The organism is Leptolyngbya sp. FACHB-8, assembly GCF_014695575.1.
In the GTDB taxonomy this organism is placed as follows: domain Bacteria; phylum Cyanobacteriota; class Cyanobacteriia; order Elainellales; family Elainellaceae; genus Vacuolonema.
The window spans coordinates 37,157-62,935 of sequence record NZ_JACJOO010000095.1; the positions used below are offsets into that span (position 1 = coordinate 37,157).

17 protein-coding genes are annotated in these 25,779 nt (G+C 50.3%); 10 read left to right on the plus strand and 7 right to left on the minus strand.

Going from position 1 to position 25,779, the window contains the following annotated elements:
- Positions 1–251 precede the first annotated feature (251 nt).
- The 5 genes from glgX to malQ all read left to right on the plus strand — a co-directional run bounded on the left by glgX (position 252) and on the right by malQ (position 9,679).
- Positions 252–2,375, plus strand: coding sequence for a glycogen debranching protein GlgX (gene glgX / locus H6F91_RS26865; protein ID WP_190774319.1), 2,124 nt, complete (start codon positions 252–254; stop codon positions 2,373–2,375).
- Between the two features lie 67 nt (positions 2,376–2,442).
- Complete coding sequence (gene treZ, locus H6F91_RS26870) at positions 2,443–4,302, plus strand: malto-oligosyltrehalose trehalohydrolase (RefSeq protein WP_190774318.1); 1,860 nt, start codon at positions 2,443–2,445, stop codon at positions 4,300–4,302.
- A 34-nt stretch (positions 4,303–4,336) separates the two neighbouring features.
- Entirely contained in the window at positions 4,337–7,141 is a 2,805-nt protein-coding gene (gene treY, locus H6F91_RS26875; protein WP_190774317.1) for a malto-oligosyltrehalose synthase, read from the plus strand.
- An 18-nt stretch (positions 7,142–7,159) separates the two neighbouring features.
- Positions 7,160–8,143, plus strand: a complete 984-nt coding sequence (locus H6F91_RS26880) for a TIGR03885 family FMN-dependent LLM class oxidoreductase (protein ID WP_190774316.1) — start codon at positions 7,160–7,162, stop codon at positions 8,141–8,143.
- 30 nt (positions 8,144–8,173) lie between these two features.
- On the plus strand, positions 8,174–9,679 hold the full coding sequence (gene malQ / locus H6F91_RS26885) for a 4-alpha-glucanotransferase (RefSeq protein WP_190774326.1): 1,506 nt from the start codon (positions 8,174–8,176) through the stop codon (positions 9,677–9,679).
- 114 nt (positions 9,680–9,793) lie between these two features.
- Here the strand turns inward: malQ and H6F91_RS26890 are convergent, their stop codons facing one another.
- The 3 genes from H6F91_RS26890 to hslO form a co-directional block, all read right to left on the minus strand.
- Positions 9,794–11,665, minus strand: coding sequence for a diguanylate cyclase (locus H6F91_RS26890; protein WP_190774315.1), 1,872 nt, complete (start codon positions 11,663–11,665; stop codon positions 9,794–9,796).
- Between the two features lie 465 nt (positions 11,666–12,130).
- Positions 12,131–13,495 carry a S8 family serine peptidase gene (locus H6F91_RS26895; RefSeq protein ID WP_190774314.1) on the minus strand — a complete coding sequence of 455 codons (1,365 nt, stop codon included), beginning with the start codon at positions 13,493–13,495 and terminating at the stop codon, positions 12,131–12,133.
- Between the two features lie 198 nt (positions 13,496–13,693).
- Positions 13,694–14,596, minus strand: a complete 903-nt coding sequence (hslO, locus tag H6F91_RS26900) for an Hsp33 family molecular chaperone HslO (protein ID WP_190774313.1) — start codon at positions 14,594–14,596, stop codon at positions 13,694–13,696.
- Between the two features lie 673 nt (positions 14,597–15,269).
- Here hslO and H6F91_RS26905 point away from each other — a divergent pair.
- The 5 genes from H6F91_RS26905 to H6F91_RS26925 all read left to right on the plus strand — a co-directional run bounded on the left by H6F91_RS26905 (position 15,270) and on the right by H6F91_RS26925 (position 20,613).
- Positions 15,270–16,883: a Ppx/GppA phosphatase family protein gene (locus H6F91_RS26905; protein WP_242036027.1), complete on the plus strand. Its 1,614-nt coding sequence runs from the start codon at positions 15,270–15,272 to the stop codon at positions 16,881–16,883.
- 371 nt (positions 16,884–17,254) lie between these two features.
- The gene (locus tag H6F91_RS26910) at positions 17,255–18,091 is read left to right on the plus strand and encodes a M23 family metallopeptidase (protein WP_190774311.1); all 837 of its coding nucleotides are present in this window, start codon (positions 17,255–17,257) and stop codon (positions 18,089–18,091) included.
- Positions 18,092–18,130: 39 nt separating this feature from the next.
- Entirely contained in the window at positions 18,131–18,535 is a 405-nt protein-coding gene (locus tag H6F91_RS26915; RefSeq protein WP_190774310.1) for a polymer-forming cytoskeletal protein, read from the plus strand.
- A gap of 365 nt (positions 18,536–18,900) precedes the next feature.
- Positions 18,901–19,989, plus strand: coding sequence for a chorismate synthase (gene aroC, locus H6F91_RS26920; RefSeq protein WP_190774309.1), 1,089 nt, complete (start codon positions 18,901–18,903; stop codon positions 19,987–19,989).
- A 9-nt stretch (positions 19,990–19,998) separates the two neighbouring features.
- Positions 19,999–20,613, plus strand: a complete 615-nt coding sequence (locus H6F91_RS26925) for a hypothetical protein (RefSeq protein ID WP_190774308.1) — start codon at positions 19,999–20,001, stop codon at positions 20,611–20,613.
- A gap of 44 nt (positions 20,614–20,657) precedes the next feature.
- Here H6F91_RS26925 and H6F91_RS26930 read toward each other — a convergent pair whose 3' ends face one another.
- From H6F91_RS26930 to H6F91_RS26945, 4 genes are all read right to left on the minus strand, one after another.
- Entirely contained in the window at positions 20,658–21,158 is a 501-nt protein-coding gene (locus tag H6F91_RS26930; RefSeq protein WP_206754980.1) for a sterol desaturase family protein, read from the minus strand.
- 181 nt (positions 21,159–21,339) lie between these two features.
- Positions 21,340–22,032, minus strand: coding sequence for an AIM24 family protein (locus H6F91_RS26935; protein WP_190774307.1), 693 nt, complete (start codon positions 22,030–22,032; stop codon positions 21,340–21,342).
- A gap of 313 nt (positions 22,033–22,345) precedes the next feature.
- The gene (locus H6F91_RS26940; protein WP_190774025.1) at positions 22,346–24,115 is read right to left on the minus strand and encodes an ABC transporter transmembrane domain-containing protein; all 1,770 of its coding nucleotides are present in this window, start codon (positions 24,113–24,115) and stop codon (positions 22,346–22,348) included.
- 248 nt (positions 24,116–24,363) lie between these two features.
- Positions 24,364–25,407 (minus strand): D-Ala-D-Ala carboxypeptidase family metallohydrolase, encoded by a 1,044-nt coding sequence (locus H6F91_RS26945; RefSeq protein ID WP_190774026.1) that lies wholly within the window; start codon positions 25,405–25,407, stop codon positions 24,364–24,366.
- Between the last annotated feature and the right edge of the window lie 372 nt (positions 25,408–25,779).

Consider the following 25,779-nt stretch of genomic DNA (forward strand, 5'->3'; position numbering starts at 1 on the left):
CTTAATGGGTCATTCGATAAGTCTTAGATACATATAAAGAAGTAGTCAGAACTTCTAATAGAAATCTTATTACAACTGTAGACGGATAGGCATTTCGAGCGGGGATCGCTATTGTTCTAGGGTAGGTTTTCCGTGATGTTAGAAGCGCTCTAGTTAATGTGAATGCTACCTAGAAGCATTCGCTCTTTAGCTCTTTATCTACCTCGTTGTATTACTTTTAACACTTCAAATTCTTGCCGGAAAGTATCCCTATGTATGTACCTCTGTGGCCTGGTAATGTCTATCCTTTAGGGGCCTATTGGGATGGTAAAGGAACAAATTTTGCTCTTTTTTCTGAAAATGCTACTGGAGTTGAATTGTGCTTGTTTGATCGGAATGATCAAGAAACTCGAATTCACCTAACAGAAGTTAATACATTTGTTTGGCATGGTTATTTGCCAGGAATAGGGCCTGGGCAACGTTATGGCTATCGGGTTCATGGCCCTTATGATCCCGCTAGAGGCTTCCGTTTTAATCCCAATAAACTTTTAATTGATCCCTATGCTAAAGCCATTGATGGGGATGTAAAAAATGGGCCAGAAATTTTTGGATATGATTGGAACCATCCAGATAGAGACCTATCTTTCTCTGACTTAGATAGCGCTCCTCTTGTTCCCAAATCGGTTGTTGTTGATCAATCATTTGATTGGGAAGGCGATAAACTTTTGCGTACTCCCTGGCATGAAACAATTATCTACGAAGTTCATGTCAAAGGTTTTACAAAGCTGCATCCAGATATTCCTGAAGAACTACGGGGAACTTATGCAGGCATGGCCCATCCGGCTACGATTGAACACCTGCAAAAGTTGGGAGTTAGTGCTGTTGAATTACTACCCATTCACCACTTCTTATCCTACCCAGGTCACCTAGCAGATAAGGGATTGAAAAATTACTGGGGCTACGATTCCCTTAACTTTTTCTCGCCTCATGCAGCCTATAGTGCAAGTGGCACGTTAGGGGAGCAGGTAACAGAATTTAAGGAGATGGTTAAGGCCCTGCATCGTGCAGGTATCGAAGTCATTCTCGACGTTGTTTACAACCATACAGGGGAAGGAAATCATAACGGCCCGACCCTTTCATTCCGGGGTATTGATAACAGCCATTATTACCGTCTGGTGCCAGGTGATGAGCGCTATTACATGGACTTTACCGGCTGTGGTAATTCCTTCTATATGCGCCATCCTCAGGTGTTGAAACTCATTACCGACAGCTTGCGGTATTGGGTGACGGAAATGCATGTGGATGGTTTCCGCTTTGACCTGGCATCTGCCCTTGCTCGAGAGTTGTACGAAGTCAATAGTCTGGCTGCCTTCTTTGACATCATCCATCAAGACCCAATATTGGCCGATGTGAAACTGATTGCCGAGCCGTGGGATGTGGGAGATGGTGGTTATCAAGTTGGAAACTTCCCGGTTCTTTGGTCTGAATGGAATGGTAAATATCGTGATACCGTACGAGACTTTTGGCGCGGTGAAGATGAAACATTGGGAGAATTTGCCTATCGTTTGACGGGCAGCCCTGACCTCTATTTCCAACAGAATGGTCGGCGTCCCAATGCCAGCATTAACTTCATTACGGCCCACGATGGTTTCACGTTGAATGATTTGGTTAGTTATAACCAAAAGTACAACGAAGCCAATGGTGAAAATAGCCAGGATGGAGAGGATCATAATCGTTCCTGGAACTGTGGGGTTGAAGGGGAAACGGATGACCTGGAAGTGCTGCAACTGCGGGAACGACAGCGGCGGAATTTTCTCACAACGTTGATGTTGTCGCAGGGGATTCCTATGTTGCTGGGAGGCGATGAGCTAGGGCGATCGCAAAAGGGCAACAACAATGGTTACTGCCAGGACAATGAAGTTTCCTGGTTCAATTGGGAGTTAGCAACCGGCAATGAAGAATTAGTTAACTTCTGTCGTGAACTCATTCACTTCCGCCGTCAGCATCCTGTTTTTCGCCGCCGCAAATGGTTCCAGGGACAAGCGATTCGTGGAGTATCCGATATTGGTTGGTATGACCCTGATGGAACCGAGCACACCGAAGAGGAATGGCAGGAAGGATATACCAAGATCATTGCCGTTTTTCTGAATGGCGATCGCATTCCTAGCCCTGGCCCACAGGGACAAAAAATTAGGGACGACAGCTTTTTGCTGCTGTTCAATGCTTACTGGGAGACGATCGAATTTACCCTTCCCCATGCCATGCCGGATAAACATTGGCAGATGGTTATTGATACAAAAGAGCCTCGTTTCATCCGAGAAGAGCGAATTTTCAGTGCCGATCAAGCGGTTCCTCTAACGGGGCGATCGATTGTTGTTTTGCAGCAGTTAATTTAGGTGATTGGCTAAGCCATCTCAACGGAAATCACCCCTATATCTCATTCACCAAGGAACACTATTCACCATGCAAGTTGGAGCTAATTATTTAGGTCAAGGCCAGTGCGAATTTACCCTTTGGGGGCCCAATTTAGACTCCGTTGCGGTGCAACTGGTTTCTGACAATAATCGCTTGATTCCCATGGAGCGGCAGGAGGGAGGATATTGGAAGGCGATCGCCTCCATCCAACCGGGCACCAACTATTTCTATCAACTCAATGGTGGAGATGGAAGACCCGACCCGGCATCCCACTACCAGCCCGAAGGCGTCCATGGCCCTTCCCAGGTTGTTGATCACCAATTTGATTGGACAGATCAGAACTGGAAAGGTGTTCCTCTGGAATCCATGATTGTCTACGAACTTCATGTGGGCACTTTCACGCCCGAAGGCACCTTCGAAGCCATTATCCCCCGGCTCAAAGACCTGAAGGAACTGGGTGTAACGGCGATCGAAATCATGCCCATTTCCCAGTTTCCGGGCGACCATCCCCCCAATGAAGCGAACCAGGGGCATGACTACCGCAACTGGGGCTATGACGGTACCTATCTGTATTCGTCCCAAAATTCCTATGGTGGCCCTGAAGGGCTGAAACGCCTGGTTGATGCCTGCCACCAGGAAGGAATTGCGTTGATTCTGGATGTGGTTTACAACCACTTTGGTCCTGAAGGAAATTACATCAGTTTGTATGGGCCTTACTTTACTGAAGTCTACCTAACGCCCTGGGGAAGTGCGGTTAATTTCGACGACAAACATAGTCCGGATGTTCGTAATTTCTTCATTCAGAATGCATTGCATTGGTTGCGGCATTATCACATTGACGGGCTGCGGTTAGATGCCGTTCATGCCATCTACGATTTGGGCGCATTTCATATTCTGGAGGAGCTTTCTGAGAATGTTGCAGCGCTTTCAAAAGAGATGGGGCGTGAGCTGTACTTAATCGCTGAGAGTGATTTAAACGACCCTCAAATTGTCCGCCCCGCTGATGCAGGGGGATATGGAATGCATGCCCAGTGGAGCGATGATTTGCACCACTCGTTGTATTCATTGCTGACGGGCGATCGCTCCGGTTACTACCAGGACTACGGCAAGTGCGAACATCTAGCAAAAGCTATTCAGAACAACTTCGTTTATGACTGGCAATATTCGCCATTCCGCCAACGAAATCATGGGCGATCGTCCAGGGGTTGCTCACCCTCACAATTTATAGTTTGTATTCAGAACCATGACCAGGTTGGGAACCAGATGATGGGCGATCGCCTATCCAAGCTCGTTTCCTACGAAGCTTTAAAGCTGGCAGCCGGAACGATTCTTCTATCTCCCTATACTCCCATGCTCTTCATGGGCGAGGAATATGGTGAGGAACTGCCCTTTACCTATTTCGTGAGCCATTCCGACCCAGACCTCATCAAAGCTGTTCGGGAAGGCCGAAAGCGGGAGTTTGCTGACTTTCATGCCGAAGGAGAACCGCTAGATCCAGAAGCGGTAGAAACTTATCTTCTATGCAAACTAAATTGGGAAAAACGCAAGGAGGGTAAGCATCAAACCCTGTGGTCTTTCTATCAACATCTGATTCAGCTTCGTAACTCTCTTCCGCCGCTTCTCCAACGCGATTTTGACAGTATTGAAGCGGGCTGTGATGAAGACAAGAAACTGGTCTGGTGGCGTCGTTGGAATGGAACTCGCCAGCTCGTTGCTTTACTGAACTTCAATCAGGAAGCCATTACCTTTGAGCCCTTGCTAACTGTCTTGAGGGGACACAAAATTTTGGATTCAGCCGAGCAGAAATGGGCAGGCCCGGGATCGTCGGCTCCTGAGCAGTTGGAGCCTGGAAAACAAGCTAATTTACCCCCTCTGAGTTTTGTGTTGTACGAGTCCGAGAAGGTTTAAAGCAACTACCCATTCCTATACTCTCTAACCTCCTATGCGTATTCCTACAGCCACTTATCGCATTCAATTCAACTCTGAATTTACCTTTGAAGACGCTCAAAAAATTGTTGATTATCTGGCGGATTTGGGTATTTCGGATCTCTATGCTTCCCCTATCTTTCAGTCGACAAAAGGCAGTACCCATGGCTATGACGTAACCAATCCAACTCAACTGAATCCTGAGCTAGGAACTTCAGAGGATTTCGATACGTTGGTTGGGCAACTGCAGCAACATGAGATGGGTTGGTTGCAGGATATTGTTCCCAATCACATGGCCTACAACAGCCAGAACCAGTGGTTGATGGACGTACTGGAAAATGGCCCAAGTTCCCGTTATGTTGAGTACTTCGACATTGCCTGGAATTCTCCATTTGAGGCGACGCAGGAACCGATTCTGGTTCCTTTGTTAGGGAATTTCTATGGGGATTGTTTGGAGAATGGCGAAATTCAACTGCAATATGACGAGAATGGGTTAAGTGCTAATTACTATAGCCTCAAGATCCCACTCAGGCTGGAGTCCTATAGTATTTTCTTGACCCAAAACCTGGGGCATTTAGTGAGGGTTCTAGGCAGAAAGCATCCCTACTTTATCCGGCTGTTAGGGATACTTTACCTACTTAAAAACCTTTCCTCAGACGACATTGTAGGTAAGCAGCGAGAAGACCAGGCTGACTTTGTCAAAGGAATGCTCTGGGAGCTGTATAACGACTGTTCAGAAATTAGAGAATTTCTGGATAACAATCTAGAAACTTTTAACGGCGAGGTTGGTAAACCAGAAAGCTTTAATTTACTGGATGCTCTCCTGACGGATCAGTTCTTCCGCCTATCCTATTGGAAGGTAGGAGCTGAAGAAATTAATTACCGTCGATTCTTCACGGTTAATGAATTGATTTCAGTCAAAGTTGAAGAGTTAAAGGTTTTCAATCAAACCCATGATTTAATCGCCAAGTTAGTTCAAGAAGGGAAGTTTACAGGTTTACGTATTGACCATATTGATGGGCTGTATAACCCGACGCAGTATTTAGAACGCCTGCGAGAGAAGATAGGCGATGTCTACATTTCAGTTGAGAAGATTCTGCAGCCGGGCGAGAGCCTCCCTTCAGTTTGGCCGATTGAAGGAACCTCTGGTTACGACTATCTAACCTTTGTGAACAGTATCTTCTGCAAAGCAGACAATGAAGAGAAATTTAATCAAATTTACTCTGAATTAACGGGCTTTAATTCCACCTTTGAAGACTTAGCGATTCAGAAAAAGCATCTCATCATCGATAAGAACCTGGCGGGGGATATTGATAACCTGGCCCAGTTGATGAAAAAGATTGCGGGTAAATATCGCTATGGCAACGACTTCACGGTGAATGGTTTGAAGCGTGCCCTAGCTGAAGTGTTGTCACGCTTCCCCATTTACCGGACATATACGACGGCGGATGGGGTGTTGGAGAGCGATCGCCCCTACATCCAAGACGTCATCCAGGCGGCTAAAGACAATGCTTCGATGCTGATTAATGAGCTGAATTTCATTGAGAAGCTGATGGAGTTGCGCTTCGAAGATACGCTGACCCAGGCCGAAAAAGATCAATGGCTTTATCTGGTGATGCGGATTCAGCAGTATACCGGGCCATTGATGGCAAAGGGTGTGGAAGACACGGCGCTGTATATCTACAACCGTCTCATTTCCCTCAACGAGGTGGGCGGTAACCCGGAGCGCTTTGGCATTTCCCTGGCCGAATTCCATGAATTTAACAGGGTGCGCCAGGAGAAGTGGGCCAACGCTCAGAGTACCACTTCGACCCACGACACGAAGCGCGGGGAAGACACACGAGCCCGCATTCATGTGCTTTCTGAGATGCCCGACGAATGGCTTCAGCAGGTGCGCCGCTGGAGTGACATCAATCGTCGCCATAAGAAGAAACTGCGGGGTGCGTTCATGCCCGATCGCAACGACGAATATGCTTTCTATCAAACGCTTGTCGGCGCGTTTCCTTTCAACGAACGTGAGTATGGAAGTTTTAGCGATCGCGTCAAAGATTACATGCTCAAAGCCATTCGCGAGTCCAAAGTTTACACCGCATGGCTGCGACAGAATAGCGCTTACGAAGAAGCCTGTATCAACTTCGTGCAGGCTGTTTTGGAGAATCCCGAACAGAACGAGTTTCTCAAGGAATTCATTCCGTTTCAGAAGCGTGTTGCGTACTACGGCATCTTCAATTCACTATCCCAAGCCCTGATTAAACTGACGTCTCCCGGCATCCCTGACATTTATCAGGGTACTGAACTGTGGGATTTGAGCCTGGTTGATCCAGATAATCGCCGTCCCGTTGATTTTGAACAGCGACAGGCGTTTCTCACAGAGGTTCAAGAGCGTCTGCAATCTGATCCGTTGCCGTTCATCGAAGAACTGTTGGCTAACAAAGAGGATGGTCGAATCAAGCTGTTTCTCGTTGCTCAGACGTTGAAGGCGCGTAAGGAGCACCTTCCTGTATTCCAGAAGGGTTCCTATCAAGCATTAGAGGCAAGTGGCAAGTTTCAAGACCACATTATTGCCTTCATGAAACAGCATGGGAATACCACTCTTCTAGTCGTTGTGCCCCGTTTTCTTACGGGAGTCATTCAACTTGATGAATTGCCCCTGGGTGAGCCCGCCTGGGCCGATACGCACCTGAAATTACCGTCTCAAGCGCCATCCCGTTGGACCAATTTGATGACGAATCAAACTGTAGAAATGGATGGTAGTGAGCTGGCGATCGCCCAAACCTTCCAGCACTTCCCGGTGGCCCTTCTGGTTCACTCGGGTACCTAACACAAGGAGGGTTCTCCCATGCCAAAAATTGGTTATCACGCATCCCACGAACAATTTAAGCCCAGTGAGTTGCTCACCTATGTGCAACGGGCCGAACAGGCGGGCTTTACGGCCTCCCTCTCCTCTGATCACTTCCATCCCTGGAGTGAGCGACAGGGGCAGAGCGGCTTTGCCTGGGCCTGGCTGGGGGCGGCGATGCAGGCGACTCAACTTCCTTTCCGTGTGGTGTGTGCGCCTGGGCAACGCTACCATCCCGCCATTATTGCCCAGGCATCGGCAACGCTGGCAGAAATGTTTCCGGGGCGCTTTTGGCTGACGGTGGGGAGTGGTCAGTTGATGAATGAGGGAATTACCGGGCAAAAGTGGCCGGTGAAGGGCGATCGCAATGCCCGCCTCAAAGAGTGCGTAGACATCATTCGCGCCCTTTGGGCAGGTGAAACCGTTACTCATCACGGCATTATCACTATCGAAGAGGCAAAACTCTACACCCGTCCAGAAACGCCACCGTTGCTCATTGGGGCTGCTGTTACAGCAAAAACCGCTGAATGGCTCGGCAGTTGGGCCGATGGATTAATCACCATTTCCCAGCCTCCCGAAAAACTGCAGCAGGTGGTGGATGCCTTTCGACGGGGCGGTGGCGAAGGCAAACCCATGATTCTCAAAGTGCAGCTTTCCTACGATCGCGACGAAGCGACGGCTCGCGAGGGAGCCTACGATCAGTGGCGCAACAATATTTTTGACAGTCACTTACTGACCGAGTTGCAAACCCCGGCCATGTTTGATGCTGCCGGAAAGTTTGTCCAGCCTGACGAATTAGACGAATCTGTCCGAATCTCCGCAGAGCCTCAGCAGCATGTGGAGTGGTTACAGCGGGATTTGGAGATGGGTTTCGACGAACTGATACTTCACAACGTGAATCGCAATCAGTCGCTATTTATCGACGTGTTTGGTGAACAGGTCGTCCCCTTTCTCAAGCAGACAAAAATCCCCGCACAGGTATAAGCTATGACCGCAAAACCTACTACCTTGAAAATGCGCCGCAGTGGAATTCTGCTGCATCCCACATCCTTCCCCGGACGTTTTGGCATTGGCGATCTTGGCACTGAAGCCTATCGATTTATCGATTTCCTGGCTGAGACGGGACAGCAACTCTGGCAAATTCTTCCCTTGGGGCCAACAGGGTCGGGGAATTCCCCCTACATGTGTTACTCTGCGATGGCCGGAAATCCTCTGCTGATCAGCCCTGAGCGGCTGCAACAGGATGGTTTACTAAGCGATCATGATTTTGAGGGATTGCCGGAATTCGACCTCGATCGCGTGCGTTACGACGCTGTTATCCAGAGCAAACTAGCGCTGCTCAGAAAAGCCAGCGACAACTTCAAACACCACGCAACCCCAGAACAAAAAGATAAATTCCACCAATTCTGTGAGAGCAAGGCTTACTGGCTGGACGATTTTGCCTTGTTCATAGCACTCAAAAATGAGCACAATGGCACAGCCTGGCACACCTGGGACCATGCGATCGCCAGCCGCCATCCTGAGGCATTAGAAGCCGCGAAAGAGCGCTTATCTGACGGAGTTTTCTTTGAAAAATTCCTCCAGTTCGAGTTCTTCCGTCAGTGGTCTGATGTCAGAAACTACGCCAATTCAAGGGGCGTTCAAATCATTGGAGACATCCCCATTTATGTGGCCCAGGATAGCGCTGACGTCTGGGGACATCCCCAAAATTTCCATCTAGATGAGGAAACCAATGAACCTGCGCTAATGGCCGGAGCGCCACCCGATTACTTTAGCGAAACAGGCCAGTTGTGGGGCAATCCCATTTACAACTGGGAGTACATGCAGCAATCCAATTTCAAATGGTGGATTCAGCGCTTCCACGCCATGTTGGATTATGTGGACTTAATTCGCGTGGATCACTTCATTGGGTTTGAGTCTTTCTGGGCCATTCCCAAAGGATCTAGCGATGCCAGAAGTGGACAATGGACCAAGGCTCCCGGAGACGCCTTATTCACCACACTTCAGCAAGAGTTAGGTGTGCTACCCATCCTGGCCGAAGATTTAGGAAGCGTCACCCCCGAAGTGGAAGCCCTGCGCGATAAGTTTGAATTCCCTGGCATGAAAATTTTGCAGTTTGCCTTCGGGGATAGTCCCAAAAATCCTTACTTGCCATTCAACTACGATCGCAACTTCCTGGTCTACACGGGCACCCACGACAACGACACCACCATCGGTTGGTACACCACCCTCAGCGACAAAGAACGCCAGGATGTGCTGACCTACCTGGGCTGTGCCAGTCAGGACGGCATTCATTGGGACATGATTCGTCTGGCTTTCAGCTCGATCGCCAACTTCGCCATCGTTCCTCTGCAAGACGTCCTTGGTTTGGGAACCGAAGCCCGCATGAACTTTCCTGGCAAACAGGACGGCAACTGGGAATGGCGGTATCGGGAGCATGATTTGAGTCAGGATGTACGCGATCGCCTCAAACACATTACCCACTTTTTCGATCGCGCTCCCTCCCATCACCACCACTAAAACTGTTGTGAGGAGTGTGGCGATCGCTCTCCTCACAGGGTTTTGAGCTTACACAAGACTTACGTATTTTTGTTTGTGGTGTGCGAAGCACACCACAAACATTCCTGTTGCAATCTAATGATCAGATGAGCTTGTTGAATCTGGCGAATGAGACATCACGCGATCGCGCCCCAGAGCTTTGGCGCGATACAACTGTTGGTCAGTGCTCTCAATGAGCGCAGAAGGTGAAGACCCGGGTGCAGGAAACCCAGTGGCCACACCCAGACTCAAGGTTACATAGGGGCTGGCTGGGGAATTGGCGTGGGGAATTTGCAGAGATTTAACGGCTTGGCGAATGGTTTCTGCAAGATGGATGGCTCCCTCAAGCTCGGTATTGGGTAAAACGACAATAAATTCCTCACCGCCATAACGGGCGGCTAAATCGTGCGATCGCTGAACCTGGCTACTCAAAACTCTGGCAATCCGCTGCAAGCAATGGTCACCAGCCAGATGACCGTAGAAATCGTTATAGCGCTTGAAATAATCCACATCCAGAAGAATCAGCGACAGCGGTAATTGCTCCCGTATCGAACGCTGCCACTCCTGCACCAGGTGTTGATCAACGTGGCGACGATTAGCCATTCCCGTTAGACCATCAACTATTGTCAGCCGATGTAGTTCCTGATTGGCTTGCTGCAATGCGACTTCTGCCTGTTTGCGATCGCTGATCTCTGCCATCAACTGTTCATTGAGAGAGTTCAACCGGGCAGTTCGTTCCTTCACCTTTTGGTCTAACTCTGCATTAAATGCCATCAAGAGCTGTTTCTGCTCTTCTAAGCTTATGAATAATGAATTGACGGCTCTGGACAGCTTGGCGACTTCATCTCTACCGGAGAAAACAGGAATCCGCGCGGTTGTATCTCCCTGGCGAATGCTATCCGCTGCCGCCGCAATTTGCAGTACCGGGTTTATCAACCATCCTGCAATCCACCAGACCAGGGCACCGCTAGTGACACCAAGCGCAATTCCCCAGATGATAATTTGTTCTTGCAACGCTACAGCTTCGGCAAAAGCTTCCTTTGCAGACTGGCGTACCAGAACTATCCAGCCCAAACCTGGATACTGGTCACACCCTTTAGTCGCGGCAAATCCTGTTAGGTAAGAAGTGCCATCGAACCATTGCTCGACTAGAGAACCGCTCTTCCCTTGCTGCGCTGACTGCACACTGATCAACGGCTGAGAGCCAAGAGTGGGTGAAGGTGGACCTGTCAGGGGTTCGTCACTATCAGGGGCACTGGCCGGGGCCAGCAACATCTCTCCAGATTTAGAGAGAACCATCACGTCGACGTTGTAATGATCGTGCAGGGGATTCAACAAATCATCCCGTACATGTTTTGCCCACTCCCAATAAAGATGGGCCCCCAGTACCCCTTCAAATTTGTTTGGATCTTGTGCATTAAATACAGGGGTGGCAATATCTACAAAACGAGTGGGTTCGGCACTGGAGTTGGGGTTAGGAAGGAGCTGAGCCAACAACTTGGCATCATGAACATCTTCAACAACCGCCCCCCATCTGCCTCGAATGAACCAGGGACGCTGTGAAACATTTTTTCCTTCTAATACGCGGTTTGTGCTGGCCAGAACGATACCATCAGAATTCGTTAAACCAATCCAGGCATAGTCTTTGTAGGCGTTCTGTAGGGTCTGGAGGAGCGATCGCTTACTCTCAGGAGATTGACGAGAATCTTGAATAGCGTTCAGTGTCGCGAGAGTTTGAATTTCCTGGTAGTAAACAAACATCCCCCGGTCCAAATTCCTGGCCATCTGATAAGCCAGCTCTTCCATAAATTGACCATTACCGGCTTTAATTTGAGCTTTACTGGTATTGCCAACAATCCATGACAACAACAGAGAAAAGCAGAGAATTGTTGTGGCAATAATTAATCCCAATCGCTGCTTAAAATTCTGCCGTGGATTGAGCCTTCTAATCCATTTTCCAAATACCATACATCACACAGCTATCTAACCTTGAGTTGAATAGCATCAAGCCAGCATTCTAATGAGAGGATTATTTTTTCAAGCTTCAATTGTATCCTGCACGATCCACCCAGACTGTGAGTTTTAATAATCTCGAATCTTGAACCAAACAACAGGCGAAATATTTGTCTGGGCTAGGTCTGTAAACCAGTTTTTGACCAATACATAATAGTTTCTCTATCTATCGGTATTTTCAAATCTTATGCCAAAATTTAGAATCCTCTTTTCACGGCTGCAAAGCGTCAGTAAAAAGAGGATTCTAAGGCTTGTTTTAAAAGCCATTTTTTTGTGCGCTTTGTATAGAAGAAATAGCCCTTTCAGCCGATCTTTCTGTACTGACTCAAGCTGTAAAGGTTGCCACAATCTAAAAAAATATTGTTGGATGCCCCCTTGTTTTTTCGTGCGCTAAGCGCACGAAAAAACAATTTCAGTGGATTAGCCCACACTCTGCTGAATGGCTTGAACTAAACCACTGCCCACATCTCGTGAAGGGCCAGGAAGCCGCTTAGCACCCTGTATCAGCCTTGCCCATAGCTCATTACCCTGGGCTCCCGTTGCCTGGGCATAGAGGGCTGCAACGCCTGCTACGTGGGGAGTTGCCATGCTGGTACCGCTAATGATGCTGTACCGGGTCGGCATGGGCCAGGACGAGTAAATATCCACCCCTGGTGCTGCCACATCAACTTGTCCACCCCGGGGATTTAAACCGCCATTGGAGAAGGGGGCGATCGCTAACCTCGAATCTACAGCCGCCACCGCCATAATGGAGGGGCAGTTCGCCGGATGGCTGACGGGTTGCACTAAGCCATACTGACGAAAACTATCATTCCCGGCGGCGGCTATAATCAGCGTGCCCCGGCGCAGGCTACGTTTACCGACCTGCTCGTATACACGGGAGAAGTTTTGTCCGGGTTGAATAGGGGCACCCAGGGACATGGAGATGATCTGACAATCGCTGGCGACCGCCCAGTTAATTCCCGCCAGAATGCCGCCATCAACCCCGCCGCCATCATCGCTCAGCACTTTGCCTGCGAAAATTTCGGCTTCGTAGGCCACACCATAACGAGGATAGGTTGGCAACTTCGAGCCACAGGCCGTTCCAATGCAATGGGTGCCGTGGCCGTTGCCATCCTGCACCTCTTCTCCCTCAACGAAAGATTTGCTGGTGATCTTGCGTCCAGCGAAGTCAGGATGGCTTAAATCGAGCCCTGTATCTAGCACAGCAACACGAATTCCGGCACCACTGTAGGGCGATGTATTGACATGGGTTGCCATTAAACCCCAGGTGAGTTCATCTGTAGCGGCTCCTACCCCGGGTGGCGCGCCGACTAAACTACTGTTGACGTCTCCATTCGTGAGGTGGTCAATGAGTTGTTGGATGGCATCCCGATAACCCCTCAGATAATCCAGAGAAACATTCACGCTGTCGCTTACTGCCGGTGGGGGCGTAGGGATCGTGGGCCGAAACTGCTCAGCATCGGGCAACGCATAAACGACTCGCTCGGGCTCCATGATCATGGGAGGGTTGGGGCTGGCGGCGACAGTGCTGAGCGATCGCACCTGATCACTATCCAGAGCCACCACTGCGACCCCTAATTCGTCAAACACGACCGACGTGGATTCCTCCACCTCGTCAATAATGACGGCATGGTCTTCAAAATCACCGGAGTGGGCAAATGCGGTGACGCCCGCATTATTGCCAAGGGCCTGGATGCCAGCACCAATATCTTCATCATCCAGCAGCACCAGATACCGACCCGTGGTCTGTGGGCCAGTTGGGATCCGGGGGAAGCTAGTCATAGACGGGACTTTTCCTTGATTGCATTCATCCTGAGTCTACGGCTGTATTTGAAGGATTTCCGCAAAATCTAAGGATTTCATCCGATGGGCAGACTTTAATTCCCTCAAGACTTACGCAGCCAGCCCTGCCCTTACGCAAGGAGGGGGAATGCAACGCACTCCCCCCTCTGAGTCATGGTAATAACGGAAGCTATGGCGTTATTTAACTCCCTCGGTCTGCAATTCAGAAATCAACTGCTCTAGATGGCCGCTCTCTGCCTGGTACACTTCGTTGCAGAAATGACAGGTCGCTTCAGCCCCGTTGTCTTTCTCGATCATGTCTCGCAGTTCGTCTTCCCCTAGCAGCTTCAGTGCTCCCAGCATCCGGTCGAACGAACAACCGCAGTGGAACCGCAACAGTTGCGTTTCTGGGAAAATATTGAGATCCATATCTCCCAGCAGATCGGTCAAAATCTGGGGCAACGATTTCCCAGCCTGGAGCAGCGGAGTAAAGCCTGCCAGGGTACTCAGACGAGATTCGAGAGTTTGAATCAACGATTCGCCCCGAGCTGCCTTGGGAAGAATTTGCACCAACAGGCCTCCGGCGGCTGTCACACCCTCAGGTTCAACAAAAACACCCACCATCAAAGCTGAAGGTGTTTGCTCAGACGTGACCAGGTAATAGGCCACATCCTCACCAATCTCCCCCGAAACCAGTTCTACCGTGCTGGAGTAAGGGTAGCCGTAACCAATATCTCGTAATACATGGAGTCGTCCTTCCCGGCCGATCGCTCCACCCACATCCAATTTCCCTTGAGGGTTAGGAGGCAGTTCCACAGAGGGATTTTGCACATAGCCCCGCACGGTTCCATCCAATCCCGCATCTGCAAAAACAATCCCCATTGGACCGTTCCCCCGAAAGTGTAAGTTCACCCGGGAGCCTTCCTTTTTCATGCTGGAAGCAAGAAGCAAGCCTGAACACATTGCCCTACCGAGGGCAGCGGTGGCGACATAGGAGAGTGAGTGACGTTGACGAGCTTCTTCCGTGAGGCGTGTCGTCACAGCACCGACCACCCGGATTCCCCCACCTGCCGCCGTTGCGCGAATCAATTGATCGGCCATAACCTAAACAGTTCTTCATAAATCCTCACTCCATTCTATATATTGCAGTTCCTGCTTGGGTGAAGTCAGCTCAAACCAATAACCAGCCCCATCTGTATGTTTTTTGTGGGTCTTAATCTTGCAATACTCTGGACCGTTTTTCTGAAACCCTTAATTTTTGCGTGCGCTTTGCGCATACAAAAATTAAGGGTTTCAGAAAAACGGTCCGAATTAATGATTCTGTATGAAGTAGGTAGCTAGCCGACCTCTGCGAGAAAAGCTGGGCAGCCACGGTATCGAAGCTCTTGTAAAATCCCTGCAAAACAACCTGTGATCTAAATCACAAAAACTACACTGCAAGATAAAATCATTGTGAAATTTACTAGGCTCAAGCCTTAGGTTGCAAGGGAGAACGGGATAGGTTAGGGAATGGTTGACCCCTGAGCCGGTTGGGCAGATTAGGTCATAGTCCGCTCGAAAAGCCCGGTGGCTTGGCAACTCTGGCATTTGACCCGGATCGAGTATTTGGCTGAACGGAATTTTTTCCAGGAGTGCCGTGCTCTACAGAGTCCTTGAATTTCTCACTTCTCTGAATTTTTCGGATGTATTTCTCTGGCCTGCGGTTCTCTAACATACACTGACTACACAGGGCTTCTGGATGACTGGCTTAATGTTTGACCTACGCAGGGAAAATATGCTCAGCGTTCCCGCATTGACGCACGATCGCATTCTGGCGGCGATTGATGTGGGGACGAACTCGATCCACATGGTGATTGTCCACATTCAACCGTCCCTGCCTACCTTTACGGTGATTTCTAAAGAGAAGGCAACTGTACGCTTGGGCGATCGCGACCCTAAAACTGGCTGCCTCACCCCCGTTGCGATGGATCGTGCGACCCAGGCGCTCCGTCGCTGCCAGGAACTAGCCAATCGTCTTCATGCCGAGGATATTGTCGCTGTTGCGACGAGTGCTGTCCGAGAAGCCCCGAACGGTCGTGACTTCTTGCAACAAATCGAAGAAGAGTTGGGGCTCACCATTAACCTCATCGCTGGGCAGGAAGAAGCCCGACGCATCTACCTGGGCGTGCTCTCGGGGATGTCCTTCAACAACCAGCCTCACGCCATCATCGACATTGGCGGTGGCTCAACGGAGCTGATTTTGGGCGATGGACACGAACCCCGCAGCCTGAGCAGCACGAAAATTGGAGCCGTTCGTCTAACCGCCGAATTTGTTACTACAGACCCCATCAGTTCTACTGAGTTTGGTTACCTTCAAGCTTATGTGCGTGGGATGCTGGAGCGGCCCGTTGAGGAGTTATTAGCTCAATTGCAACCGGGAGAAACCTGCCAACTAGTTGGCACATCGGGCACCATTGAAGCGGTTGCGATGCTCCATGCCCGTGAGAAGCTGGGCATGATTCCCGACCCCATGCATGGCTACAGCCTCACCCTGGAAGATCTACGGGAGTTAGTCAATCGCCTGCGCCGTATGCCCTATGCTGAGCGCACGAAACTTCCGGGCATGAACGAGCGCCGTGCTGAAATCATTGTTGCAGGAGCGGTCATTCTGCAAGAAGCGATGACCCTGCTGGGCATGAACTCCATCTTTATCTGTGAACGGGCGCTGCGGGAAGGGGTGGTCGTCGACTGGATGTTGACCCACGGCCTGATTGAAGATCGGCTACGCTTTCAAAGCTCGATTCGAGAACGCAGTGTACTGCGTACCGCCCAGAAGTTTGAAACCAAGATGCCTTACTCCGAGTGCATCGCCCGCCATGCCATCAACCTGTTCGACCAGACCCAGGGAGTCTTGCACCCCTGGGGTGTTGAAGAACGGGATCTGCTCTGGGCAGCGGCCATGCTTCATAACTGCGGCCACTTTGTCAGCCACTCATCCCACCATAAGCATTCCTATTACTTAATCCGCAACAGCGATTTGCTGGGGTTCACCGAGGTCGAAATTGAGACGATCGCAAACCTGGCCCGCTACCATCGCAAGAGTTGTCCTAAGAAGAAACACGAGAGCTATCGTAATATCAGCAGCAAGAAGTACCGACGGGTTGTAGATCAGCTCAGCCCGCTGCTACGGCTGGCGGTCGCAATGGATCGACGGCAGATTGGAGCGATCGCTCAATTCACCTGTGAGCCCCGTCCCGAAGCCGGAGAACTGCGGCTGCACCTCTACCCCCGTCATGCAGGGGATGACTGTGCCCTGGAACTGTGGAGCCTCGATTATAAGAAGGGATGCTTTGAAGAGGTGTACGGCTTAAAACTGGTTCCTATTCTTCACCCGGATGCAAAGGGTTAACGTCACGCGCTCATTAATGTAACAAAACGGAAACATAACAAAACCGAGGAATCCGATTTTCGATGGCAACTCAGTCGTGGAATCGGGTTCTTCCATTTTGCTGGGGTGGAGGGCGATCGCATAACAACCGCAGCAACAATTGCAACCTGGAAATCAGCGATCCCCGTTGCGAGATCAACCGTTTGTTGATACTTTAGTGGCTTGTTTTACAAGAAGTGTCTAAAAGCTCAAATTTTTTGAATATCGCTGGTTTTTAAGCATATATCTCACCCGCAGAACGAATCTCTTTGATTGGCACCTGGAGCGACAAGTACCTCCGATTTAAGCCTGGACGGTTTTGTGGGCCACTGACGGACAACCGCTGAGACATCATGCATCGCCGTATCCCCCAACGCTTTACGATTTTCATCGCTTGTACAGGTAAGACCCCGCTGACTATCTCCATTCACCCCCTGATTTTGGTAGCGATTCTATTGGGCTCTATTTCCTTCCCGGTGGTGTCGGTTGCCAAAGCCTTTCAGACGATGACCAACCGCAACTCGCAGTTGACTCACGAGAACCGCAACCTGAATAAGCAGGCTCAGGAAATTCTGGAAGGCATGGAGCAATTGGAATCCGAAATTGACGCCCTGCAACGGCGGGCTGGGATGCCCGAAACTGGCTCGGAGAACCAATCCCGGCTACCTCAGGGGGGCGTACCCTTGGCTGTAGAAGGCAAATTCTTTTTATCTGTTGCTGAGGAACAGTTACCTCAGCTGATGGAGGATCTAGAGGGAACTCAACCGGCTCTGGAAGCTACTCTAAAACGAGAAAATGCAAGGCCTCAGGGCCTTCCGCTCAAGGCCAGTTATCGGGAGACTTCAGGTTTTGGGTTTCGGCGTAATCCCTTCGGTGGTGGCTCAGAGTTCCATGGTGGTCTTGATTTTGTGGCCGCTTTCCGCAGTCCGATTTATCCTACGGCTCCTGGGAAAGTGATTCGAGCAGAAATGTCTCGTGGGTACGGCTATCATGTGGTCATTGACCATGGTTATGGATATAAAACCCTCTATGGTCATATGTCAGGGCTAGCCGTAACTTCGGGTATGACGGTCGATCGCGATCGCATCATTGGCTATCTGGGCAATACAGGCCGCTCGACAGGTCCGCATCTACACTACGAGGTTTTCCGGAATGATCAGCCGGTGGATCCCAAGTATTATTTGGACTGAGCGATCGCATTTCACCTATTCATCGCTAGGGAGCGAGGTATGTTCGGCCGAAAGCAAAGCAACAATTCACTCACCTATCTGAGCGAGAAAAGTGAGTTTCAAGGGGCATTGCATATTGAAGGAAATCTACGGGTTGATGGCGTCATCCATGGCACCGTAGAAGTTCGAGGCGACATGGAAGTATCACATACAGGTTTGGTGGAAGGGCCAGAAATTCATACCCGTAACCTGATCATTCATGGGGTTGTTAAATCCCGTATTGTTGCAGAAGGTCGCCTCAGCCTGAGCCGCACCGCTCGTTTAGAGGGGGATGTTACTGCCCACTCCATTGATATTGAAGCGGGTGCCTTCTATCTAGGCCATATGACGACCTCTGATACTGAGGATAAGGTGCTCCCTGGCACTGGCAAGTATCCCGAATTAATCGGCGGCGAGCCGCAGTAAAATTTTCGCTTAGCCATCGTTGAGTGAGTGCTAGGCCAGAGTAGCGGCGTTACAGGTAACGCCGCTACTCTGCTCTGCCATTCATTTCAGAAACGAACGTTACCTGACAGGATAAGTCGAAGCACTATTGGGTGCTTCGACTTATCCTGAACTGCTGTTGACGAAGGCTAGATCCTGAAAAACACCGACTCAAATTGCATGGTTTGTTTAGGGGAAATAAAGTGCTTTTCTCGAACCGTAAATCTGCCATAAACCGGGGGGGATAGAGTAGTGCCGTTGGTGAAAGGAACAGGTTAGGATTCTGACAGGCGATCGCACAGGCATTCTGTCGTTTGCCATGTCAACATTTATGGAACTTACGGTTCATGGGTAGCACTTTTGGGCATTTATTTCGCATTACGACCTTTGGCGAGTCCCACGGTGGGGGCGTCGGTGTTGTGATTGATGGGTGCCCTCCTCGTTTGCCCATCACACCTGAAGAAATTCAGTTTGAGCTGGATCGGCGGCGACCGGGCCAAAGTAAAATCACGACTCCCCGTAAAGAAGCTGATCAGTGCGAAATTCTCTCCGGGGTGCTCGACGGGCAAACCCTGGGTACACCCATCGCTATCCTGGTGCGCAACAAAGACCAACGCTCTCAGGATTACGACGAGATGTCGGTGAAGTACCGCCCTTCCCATGCAGACGCGACCTATGACGCGAAGTATGGGATTCGCGCCTGGCAGGGGGGTGGGCGCTCTTCGGCACGGGAAACCATTGGGCGTGTAGCCGCAGGGGCGATCGCCAAAAAAATCCTGCAACAAGTTGCCGGGGTGGAAATCGTCGGCTATGTGAAGCGTATTAAGGATCTGGAAGGGGTCATTGATCCGGAGACCGTCACCCTGGGCCAGGTGGAAAGCAACATCGTTCGTTGTCCTGATAGCGAAGCGGCCCAACGCATGCTGGATCTGGTGGAGAAGTACCGCGACCAGGGGGATTCCCTGGGCGGAGTGGTGGAATGTGTAGCGCGTCGCGTTCCCAGAGGTTTGGGGGAACCTGTGTTTGACAAGCTGGAAGCCGATCTGGCAAAGGCGATGATGTCGCTCCCTGCTACCAAGGGTTTTGAAATTGGCTCTGGTTTTGCAGGTACCCTGATGAGCGGGAGCGAACATAATGATGCCTTCATTACGGATGCCGAGGGAAATGTGCGAACGGAAACCAACCGTTCCGGCGGCGTGCAGGGAGGCATTTCTAACGGCGAAAACATCATTATTCGCATTGCCTTTAAACCCACGGCTACCATCCGCAAAGAGCAGCGGACGGTGACCAAGGAAGGTGAGGAAACCCTGCTGGTTGGAAAAGGCCGGCATGACCCCTGCGTGCTGCCCCGTGCGGTGCCCATGGTGGAGGCGATGATGGCCCTCGTGCTATGTGACCATCTCATGCGGCAACATGGACAGTGTGAACTGTTCTAGAGCTTGTTTATGACTGCTGATCTGTCCCCCGATCGCCCTACGGATTTTGCCCAAACCCTCGACCAGGCTGTGCAGATTTTCCGCACAGGACAGGGTAGCCGACCGGGGGCGGTCGCCATGGTTGAAGCCCTCCTCCAGGCCGAAACGACCGCCAAACGTGACCACATCACCTATCCCTTCTCAGCTCTAGAGGGACAGTGGCGGCTTTGTTTCACGACAGGGGTTCAGAAGCGCAAGGGGGGCGGCGTGCGGCTGACCCGAGGTTTTTATATGCCAGGGTTTACGCCTGCCTACATCAGCTTTTATCCGGAGGGCGAGACGCTGTTGGGGGAAATTCGCAATCAGATTTCCCTGGCAGGTTTATCGCTTACCCTTACTGGGCCTTGCCGCTACCCTGGCAAGAAAAATTTGCTGGTGTTTGATTTTACGCAGATGGAGATAAGGGTGGGCGATCGCTCCCTCTATCAAGGCGGTATTCGTGGAGGCTCAACCAAAGCTCAGGAATTTGCTCAGAAACCCGTTGCCAAGCTGCCCTTCTTTGCCTTCTTTCGCATCACTGAGGACTACATCGCAGCTCGAGGGCGAGGCGGTGGCTTAGCCGTTTGGGTTCGAGCTCAGGCTTAAAAAAGAAGTGTGTTGCTCTGCAACACACTTCTTTTTTAGGCTCACTACCACCAGCGAACTTGTAAAGCACTCCGTTCAGGTTCGGTGGGATCTATGCTAGTTTCCCAATCAGTAGGTTTGTAGGTGCCGAAGATTCGATCCCACCAATCAACCCCTAATCCAAAATTGTGATGCCATTGTCCGTAGGTGTGATGGACATAGTGAACGGGCATCGGCATCCAGAAGCACTTAGTGGGATTGTCATGCTGAAGCTGGTGAGCGTAGGCCGAAAAGATCGCGTATGTTACCGCTCCGAGGAAAAAAGCTAAGGAAACTTTCCAGGAAAATAGCAGGAGAATGAGTGGAATTGGCACCACGACTTTCATGTATTCCAGAAATTCTTTAAAGACCCCCTGGCCTGTATTTTCGGCATGGTGGTCGACATGGAATTGGCATTTGTCGGGCCGCACATGCATCAAACGATGTAACCAATACTCTACCAGGCTGCTGAACAAGAACGTTCCCACAAATACCAGGCCCAGACCCAACATTCCTCCGATACCCATTCTGTCTCTGACACCTCACATCACTCTATTCAGATCTTGCACTAAAACCTGGATTTTGCCGCCACTAAGCTGTCGCAGAATCCAGGTTTATTTTCTACAGGGCTTACGCCTTCTGTGGAGTGTGCAAAACACATCGCACAAGAAGGCGTTAGTCCTATTTCAACCGGGTGGGGGCTATAGATCAACTTCCGGCTTGGAAGTAAACTTCCTCGTAAGGTTGCAACAGCACCCAGCCATTACCCTGAAACTTGAGTTGGATGGACTCACCGCTGCCGCGTCCAAACAAAGTGCCCACGGTAAAATTGGTCGCTAGTTCTGGGGAGAGTGAACCCGACCAGGCAACCGTAGCGTTGGGGTCGCAAAACACGGGCATGTTGGGTTTGACGGGTAGGGCTAAAGGTTCGTGGTGGGTGGTGATGGCGACCATGCCGCTACCCGATAGGCGGATGTTGAAAAGCCCTCCGGCCATCATCCCCGCCACTCGGCGCATGAGTTTAATGTCCCATTTAATCGAGTCTTCCATCGCCAGAATGTCGTTGCCATTGACAAAAATCGTTTCGTTGTTAAGGTTCAAGATGTGAATCCGCTTGCCGTGATCGGCCAGGTAAACGCGGCCTGCTCCATCCATTTTCATGAGGGACATGCCTTCGCCGGAAACCATCTTTTTCATCAGGTTTTCTAAACCATGTTCGAGGATACCTTCTCGCTTAAAGTTGATATTCCCCAGGTATCCAATCATGGCCCCAACTTTAGCCCAAACTCTTCCATTGAGCTTCACTTCTAATAAGTGAGGGCTTTCTAACTCAAAGGTGTCCTGGCCATGTTCCTTTTGAGATGTAGCTTGTAGAAACTCATTCAGTGAGTAGCGAGACATCGTATTTTGTAATTGTTTAGTGTCATGGGATGTTGCTTAACCCCTTCACGTCATATGCTTCAAAGTGCGAGGCTTAAATTCCGGATTAGGTGTGATGGCCTATCCCTTGCCCAGCTCCAGCCCCAAAATATTGAGCCGCCCGTTTCGCAGGCGGCTCAATATTTTGGGGTTTCACCCACCTACTTTAACCTCAGTTCGGGTTAAGGGCTTTTTCGAGTGCCGCGCTTCGCGCGGCACTCGAAAAAGCCCATTATTGCGTGCGCGTCGCGCACGCAATAATGGGCGGTTCGGCTTATCCCGAACTGACGTTACTTTAGCCACGCATGCCCATCTGGACACGCCAGAGAGATGCGTAGAGACCATCTCGTTCGAGCAGTTCCTCGTGAGTGCCCCGTTCTACCAGTTGGCCTTGCTCCATGACATAAATGCAGTGGGCATTACGAATGGTAGAGAGGCGGTGGGCGATCGCCACTGTCGTTCGGTTCTGCGTAATGCGCTCCAGGGAATGCTGAATGGCTGCTTCCGTTTCGTTATCAACCGCTGAGGTCGCCTCATCGAGAATCAGAATGGGAGGATTCTTGAGAACGGCGCGGGCGATCGCAATCCGCTGTCGTTGCCCACCTGAGAGCTTCTGACCGCGCTCCCCCACAATAGTGTCGTAGCCCTGGGGCAACTGCTCAATAAAATCGTGGGCTTCGGCAATCTTGGCAGCTTCCACCACTTCACGGAATGTTGCGTCAGGGGTGCCGTAGGTGATGTTTTCCCAAACAGTACCGTGGAACAGGAACACATCCTGACTCACCAACCCCATTGCCTTTCGCAAATCTCGTTGCTGCAAATCGCGGATGTCATGACCATCGAGGGTAATCTCGCCCGACTCAATTTCATAGAGCCGCAGCAGCAACTTCACCAAAGTGCTCTTACCCGAACCCGTGGAACCAACGATCGCTGTCGTTTTCCCAGCAGGCATATGCAGAGTCAGGTTTTCAATGATAGGAGTGCGATCGCGATACGCAAACGTCACATCCTTCAACCAGATATCACCTTGAACACGATTGGTAGGTAGTGGTGTACGACCAGAGTGAATGGCAAGAGGCGTATCTAACAAATCCAATACCCGATTTGTAGACGCCATTGCCCGTTGATATTGATCCAAAGTTTCACCCAGACGCGTTAACGGCCAAAGTAATCGCTGAATCAGGTAAACCATGACGCTGTAGTTACCAACGGAAAGATTGCCGTTAACAACCGCTAATCCACCAAAGAACAACGTTGCTGTGAAACCTAACAGAATGAGAATGCGAATCAGCGGAACAAAGGCAGAACTCAGAGCGATCGCATGCTGGTTACTCTTGCTATACCCATCACTTTCCCGGCGAATGCGTTCAATTTCATAGGCTTCAGTGGTGAAGCTTTTGATGGTCATAATGCCGCCCAGGTTGTTAGACAGGCGGCTATTGAGCAAGCTAGCTTTCTCTCGCACGTCAGCATAGCGGGGAGCCAGGAGTTTTTGAAAGGCGATCGCTCCCCACAAAATAAAGGGCATGGGCAACATCGCCAATCCTGCCACGCCCGGAGCCAGGTAAAAGAAGATGCCACCAATGATCACCACGGTGGCGCTCACCTGCAAAACCTCATTCGCCCCATAATCCAAAAACCGCTCCAACTGATTAATGTCATCGTTGAGAATCGACATTAACCGCCCTGTGCTGCGGCTCTCAAAGTATTCCAACTCCAACTCTTGGATGTGAGCGTAAGCATCCAACCGCAAGTCGTGCTGAATATGCTGGGCCAGATTACGCCACAATCGCGCATAGGCATACTCAAACAGCGACTCTAAACTCCAGATGACAAAGCTGACGAGGACGATCGCCACCAACTGGCTCCGTACGCTCTCCAACCCAAACTGCGTCAACCAGGAATCTTGCTGCTGTACCACCACATCCACAGCCATACCAATCAATAGCGGTGGAGCCAAATCAAAAATCTTGTTCAAAATAGAACAGACGGTGGCTTGCCAGAAGCGACGACGATAAGCCTGGGCGTAGCCAAAGAGGCGACGGAGTGGGTGCGGACGATGCACGATTCGAAATACCTAGACTAAACAATATTCCGACTATAGCGGAAAGGCTATAGATCGTGGGCTGGGGAATAAATGCAAGTCATCTATGACAATACTCTGGAGAGTTTTTCTAAAGCCCTTGATTTGGTGTGCGCGAAGCGCACACCAAATCAAGGGCTTTAGAAAAACTCTCCGAACTAAGGCTGTGAGAAAAAGCTCGGCACTTTGTGCCGAGCTTTTTCTCACAGATGACTTGCTAACGTTGCGACTTAGAAGCCCCACTTCCGTTTGGGGCCGACGTCCAGGTGCAGAATGTGGCGACGGTTGCCTGGGTAGATGCCCAAACCACCGGGCCACCATGAGACAAACTGTCTCGCTAGGTCAGCTCCCATAAAACCCTGTACAACAATATCAACGCCCTTTCCTTCCAGGTGCTGGCTGCGTTTTGCGCCCCCAGCCCTTGCATTCCAGGGGTTGGGACGATACCAGGAAGTTACTCGGAACGGTTTACCAATTTGGTTGCGTGCCTTCTGAAGTTGAGTCGCCAGTGCGACCATATTGTTAGCGTGTTGAGCGCTTTGGGGAACGCGAACCCCACCGTGGGTTGCATCACCCCACGTGAAACTGCCACCGGAAATAATGGGTTGATCCGTATAGACCGTTCCTTTACCAGGAACTGAAATAGCTTTGCCCTTGTATTGTGTTGAAGATGACGTTGTGGTCTTGGCTGGCGCTGGAGAATCGGCCGGTGCATTGGGAACGGGGTACACAACAGTGTCATCAAATTTGACTTGGGCATGCTGTTCATAGGCATACCAGGTACTTAAACCTCGGATGTACTGCTCCTGGTTATTAATGGCAAACCGAATATGGTTATTGAACTCACCCTTTGCATCTGCATAGGCATAAGAATGTAGCTCAAAGGTCATTCCTTTCGTAGCTTTATACATTTCCTCTTCAGCGAGTTCAGAAGATGCTACGGGCCGGCGCTTCAGTATCGTATCCTGAGTGATTTCCAATATCTGCGCAGCCGTTTGTTCTTCCATGGGATAAACGACTTGCCCATCAAATTCAACCTCGGCAAATCGGTTGAAAATAAACCAGGTGTTAAACCCTTTAAGGTTTCCGTCTTTGAGTGTGAATTTGATGTGTTCGTCGAAATCACCGAAGGAGTCGGCATAAGCATACGATTGAATTTCGTATTGGGTAAGTTGGTTAATCGGGAATTTATCCGCCTCGGGAAGTTCACCAACATAGACAGGACGGCGCTTGAGAACAGCGCGCTGGTCGGTAATCTTCAGGATGTGTGCCATGGAGAGATGCTCCGTGATTGAACGAGATAGTTGTTTATTGAATCAAGAGTCGAACTTAGAATTCCCTGAAGCAAAGGAAGTTCATGTGCCGACCTTGACGTTTAGATTTGCAACACTCCGGCTTGCTAAAAACCTTTTAGGTAATGTCAGTTTGAAAAGACCTTTATGTAAGTTTGAGTTGTACTCAAAAATGGTTTTTTCGAGGGCTACCTATACCCCTTTCCAATCTGATGAGCTACGAGAAGGATGTGGGATTTTATCCCAGTCGCTCTCTCGTACCTCGCCAAATTGGAGACCGTCATACGATACATGGCCCTCGAAAAGACCCTGATTTGAACCCAGGTTTAACAAACGCCAGAGCATGAAACTTTT

Excerpts from the sequence above, each read along its gene's own strand:
- glgX (WP_190774319.1), top strand. The coding sequence starts at position 252 with ATGTATGTACCTCTGTGGCCTGGTAATGTCTATCCTTTAGGGGCCTAT.
- treY (WP_190774317.1), top strand. The coding sequence starts at position 4,337 with ATGCGTATTCCTACAGCCACTTATCGCATTCAATTCAACTCTGAATTT.
- H6F91_RS26945 (WP_190774026.1), bottom strand. The coding sequence starts at position 25,407 with ATGGCACACATCCTGAAGATTACCGACCAGCGCGCTGTTCTCAAGCGC.
- H6F91_RS26930 (WP_206754980.1), bottom strand. The coding sequence starts at position 21,158 with ATGGGTATCGGAGGAATGTTGGGTCTGGGCCTGGTATTTGTGGGAACG.
- malQ (WP_190774326.1), top strand. The coding sequence starts at position 8,174 with ATGCGCCGCAGTGGAATTCTGCTGCATCCCACATCCTTCCCCGGACGT.
- H6F91_RS26925 (WP_190774308.1), top strand. The coding sequence starts at position 19,999 with ATGACTGCTGATCTGTCCCCCGATCGCCCTACGGATTTTGCCCAAACC.
- H6F91_RS26915 (WP_190774310.1), top strand. The coding sequence starts at position 18,131 with ATGTTCGGCCGAAAGCAAAGCAACAATTCACTCACCTATCTGAGCGAG.
- H6F91_RS26880 (WP_190774316.1), top strand. The coding sequence starts at position 7,160 with ATGCCAAAAATTGGTTATCACGCATCCCACGAACAATTTAAGCCCAGT.
- hslO (WP_190774313.1), bottom strand. The coding sequence starts at position 14,596 with ATGGCCGATCAATTGATTCGCGCAACGGCGGCAGGTGGGGGAATCCGG.
- treZ (WP_190774318.1), top strand. The coding sequence starts at position 2,443 with ATGCAAGTTGGAGCTAATTATTTAGGTCAAGGCCAGTGCGAATTTACC.
- H6F91_RS26890 (WP_190774315.1), bottom strand. The coding sequence starts at position 11,665 with ATGGTATTTGGAAAATGGATTAGAAGGCTCAATCCACGGCAGAATTTT.
- H6F91_RS26910 (WP_190774311.1), top strand. The coding sequence starts at position 17,255 with ATGCATCGCCGTATCCCCCAACGCTTTACGATTTTCATCGCTTGTACA.
- aroC (WP_190774309.1), top strand. The coding sequence starts at position 18,901 with ATGGGTAGCACTTTTGGGCATTTATTTCGCATTACGACCTTTGGCGAG.
- H6F91_RS26905 (WP_242036027.1), top strand. The coding sequence starts at position 15,270 with ATGCTCAGCGTTCCCGCATTGACGCACGATCGCATTCTGGCGGCGATT.
- H6F91_RS26935 (WP_190774307.1), bottom strand. The coding sequence starts at position 22,032 with ATGTCTCGCTACTCACTGAATGAGTTTCTACAAGCTACATCTCAAAAG.
- H6F91_RS26895 (WP_190774314.1), bottom strand. The coding sequence starts at position 13,495 with ATGACTAGCTTCCCCCGGATCCCAACTGGCCCACAGACCACGGGTCGG.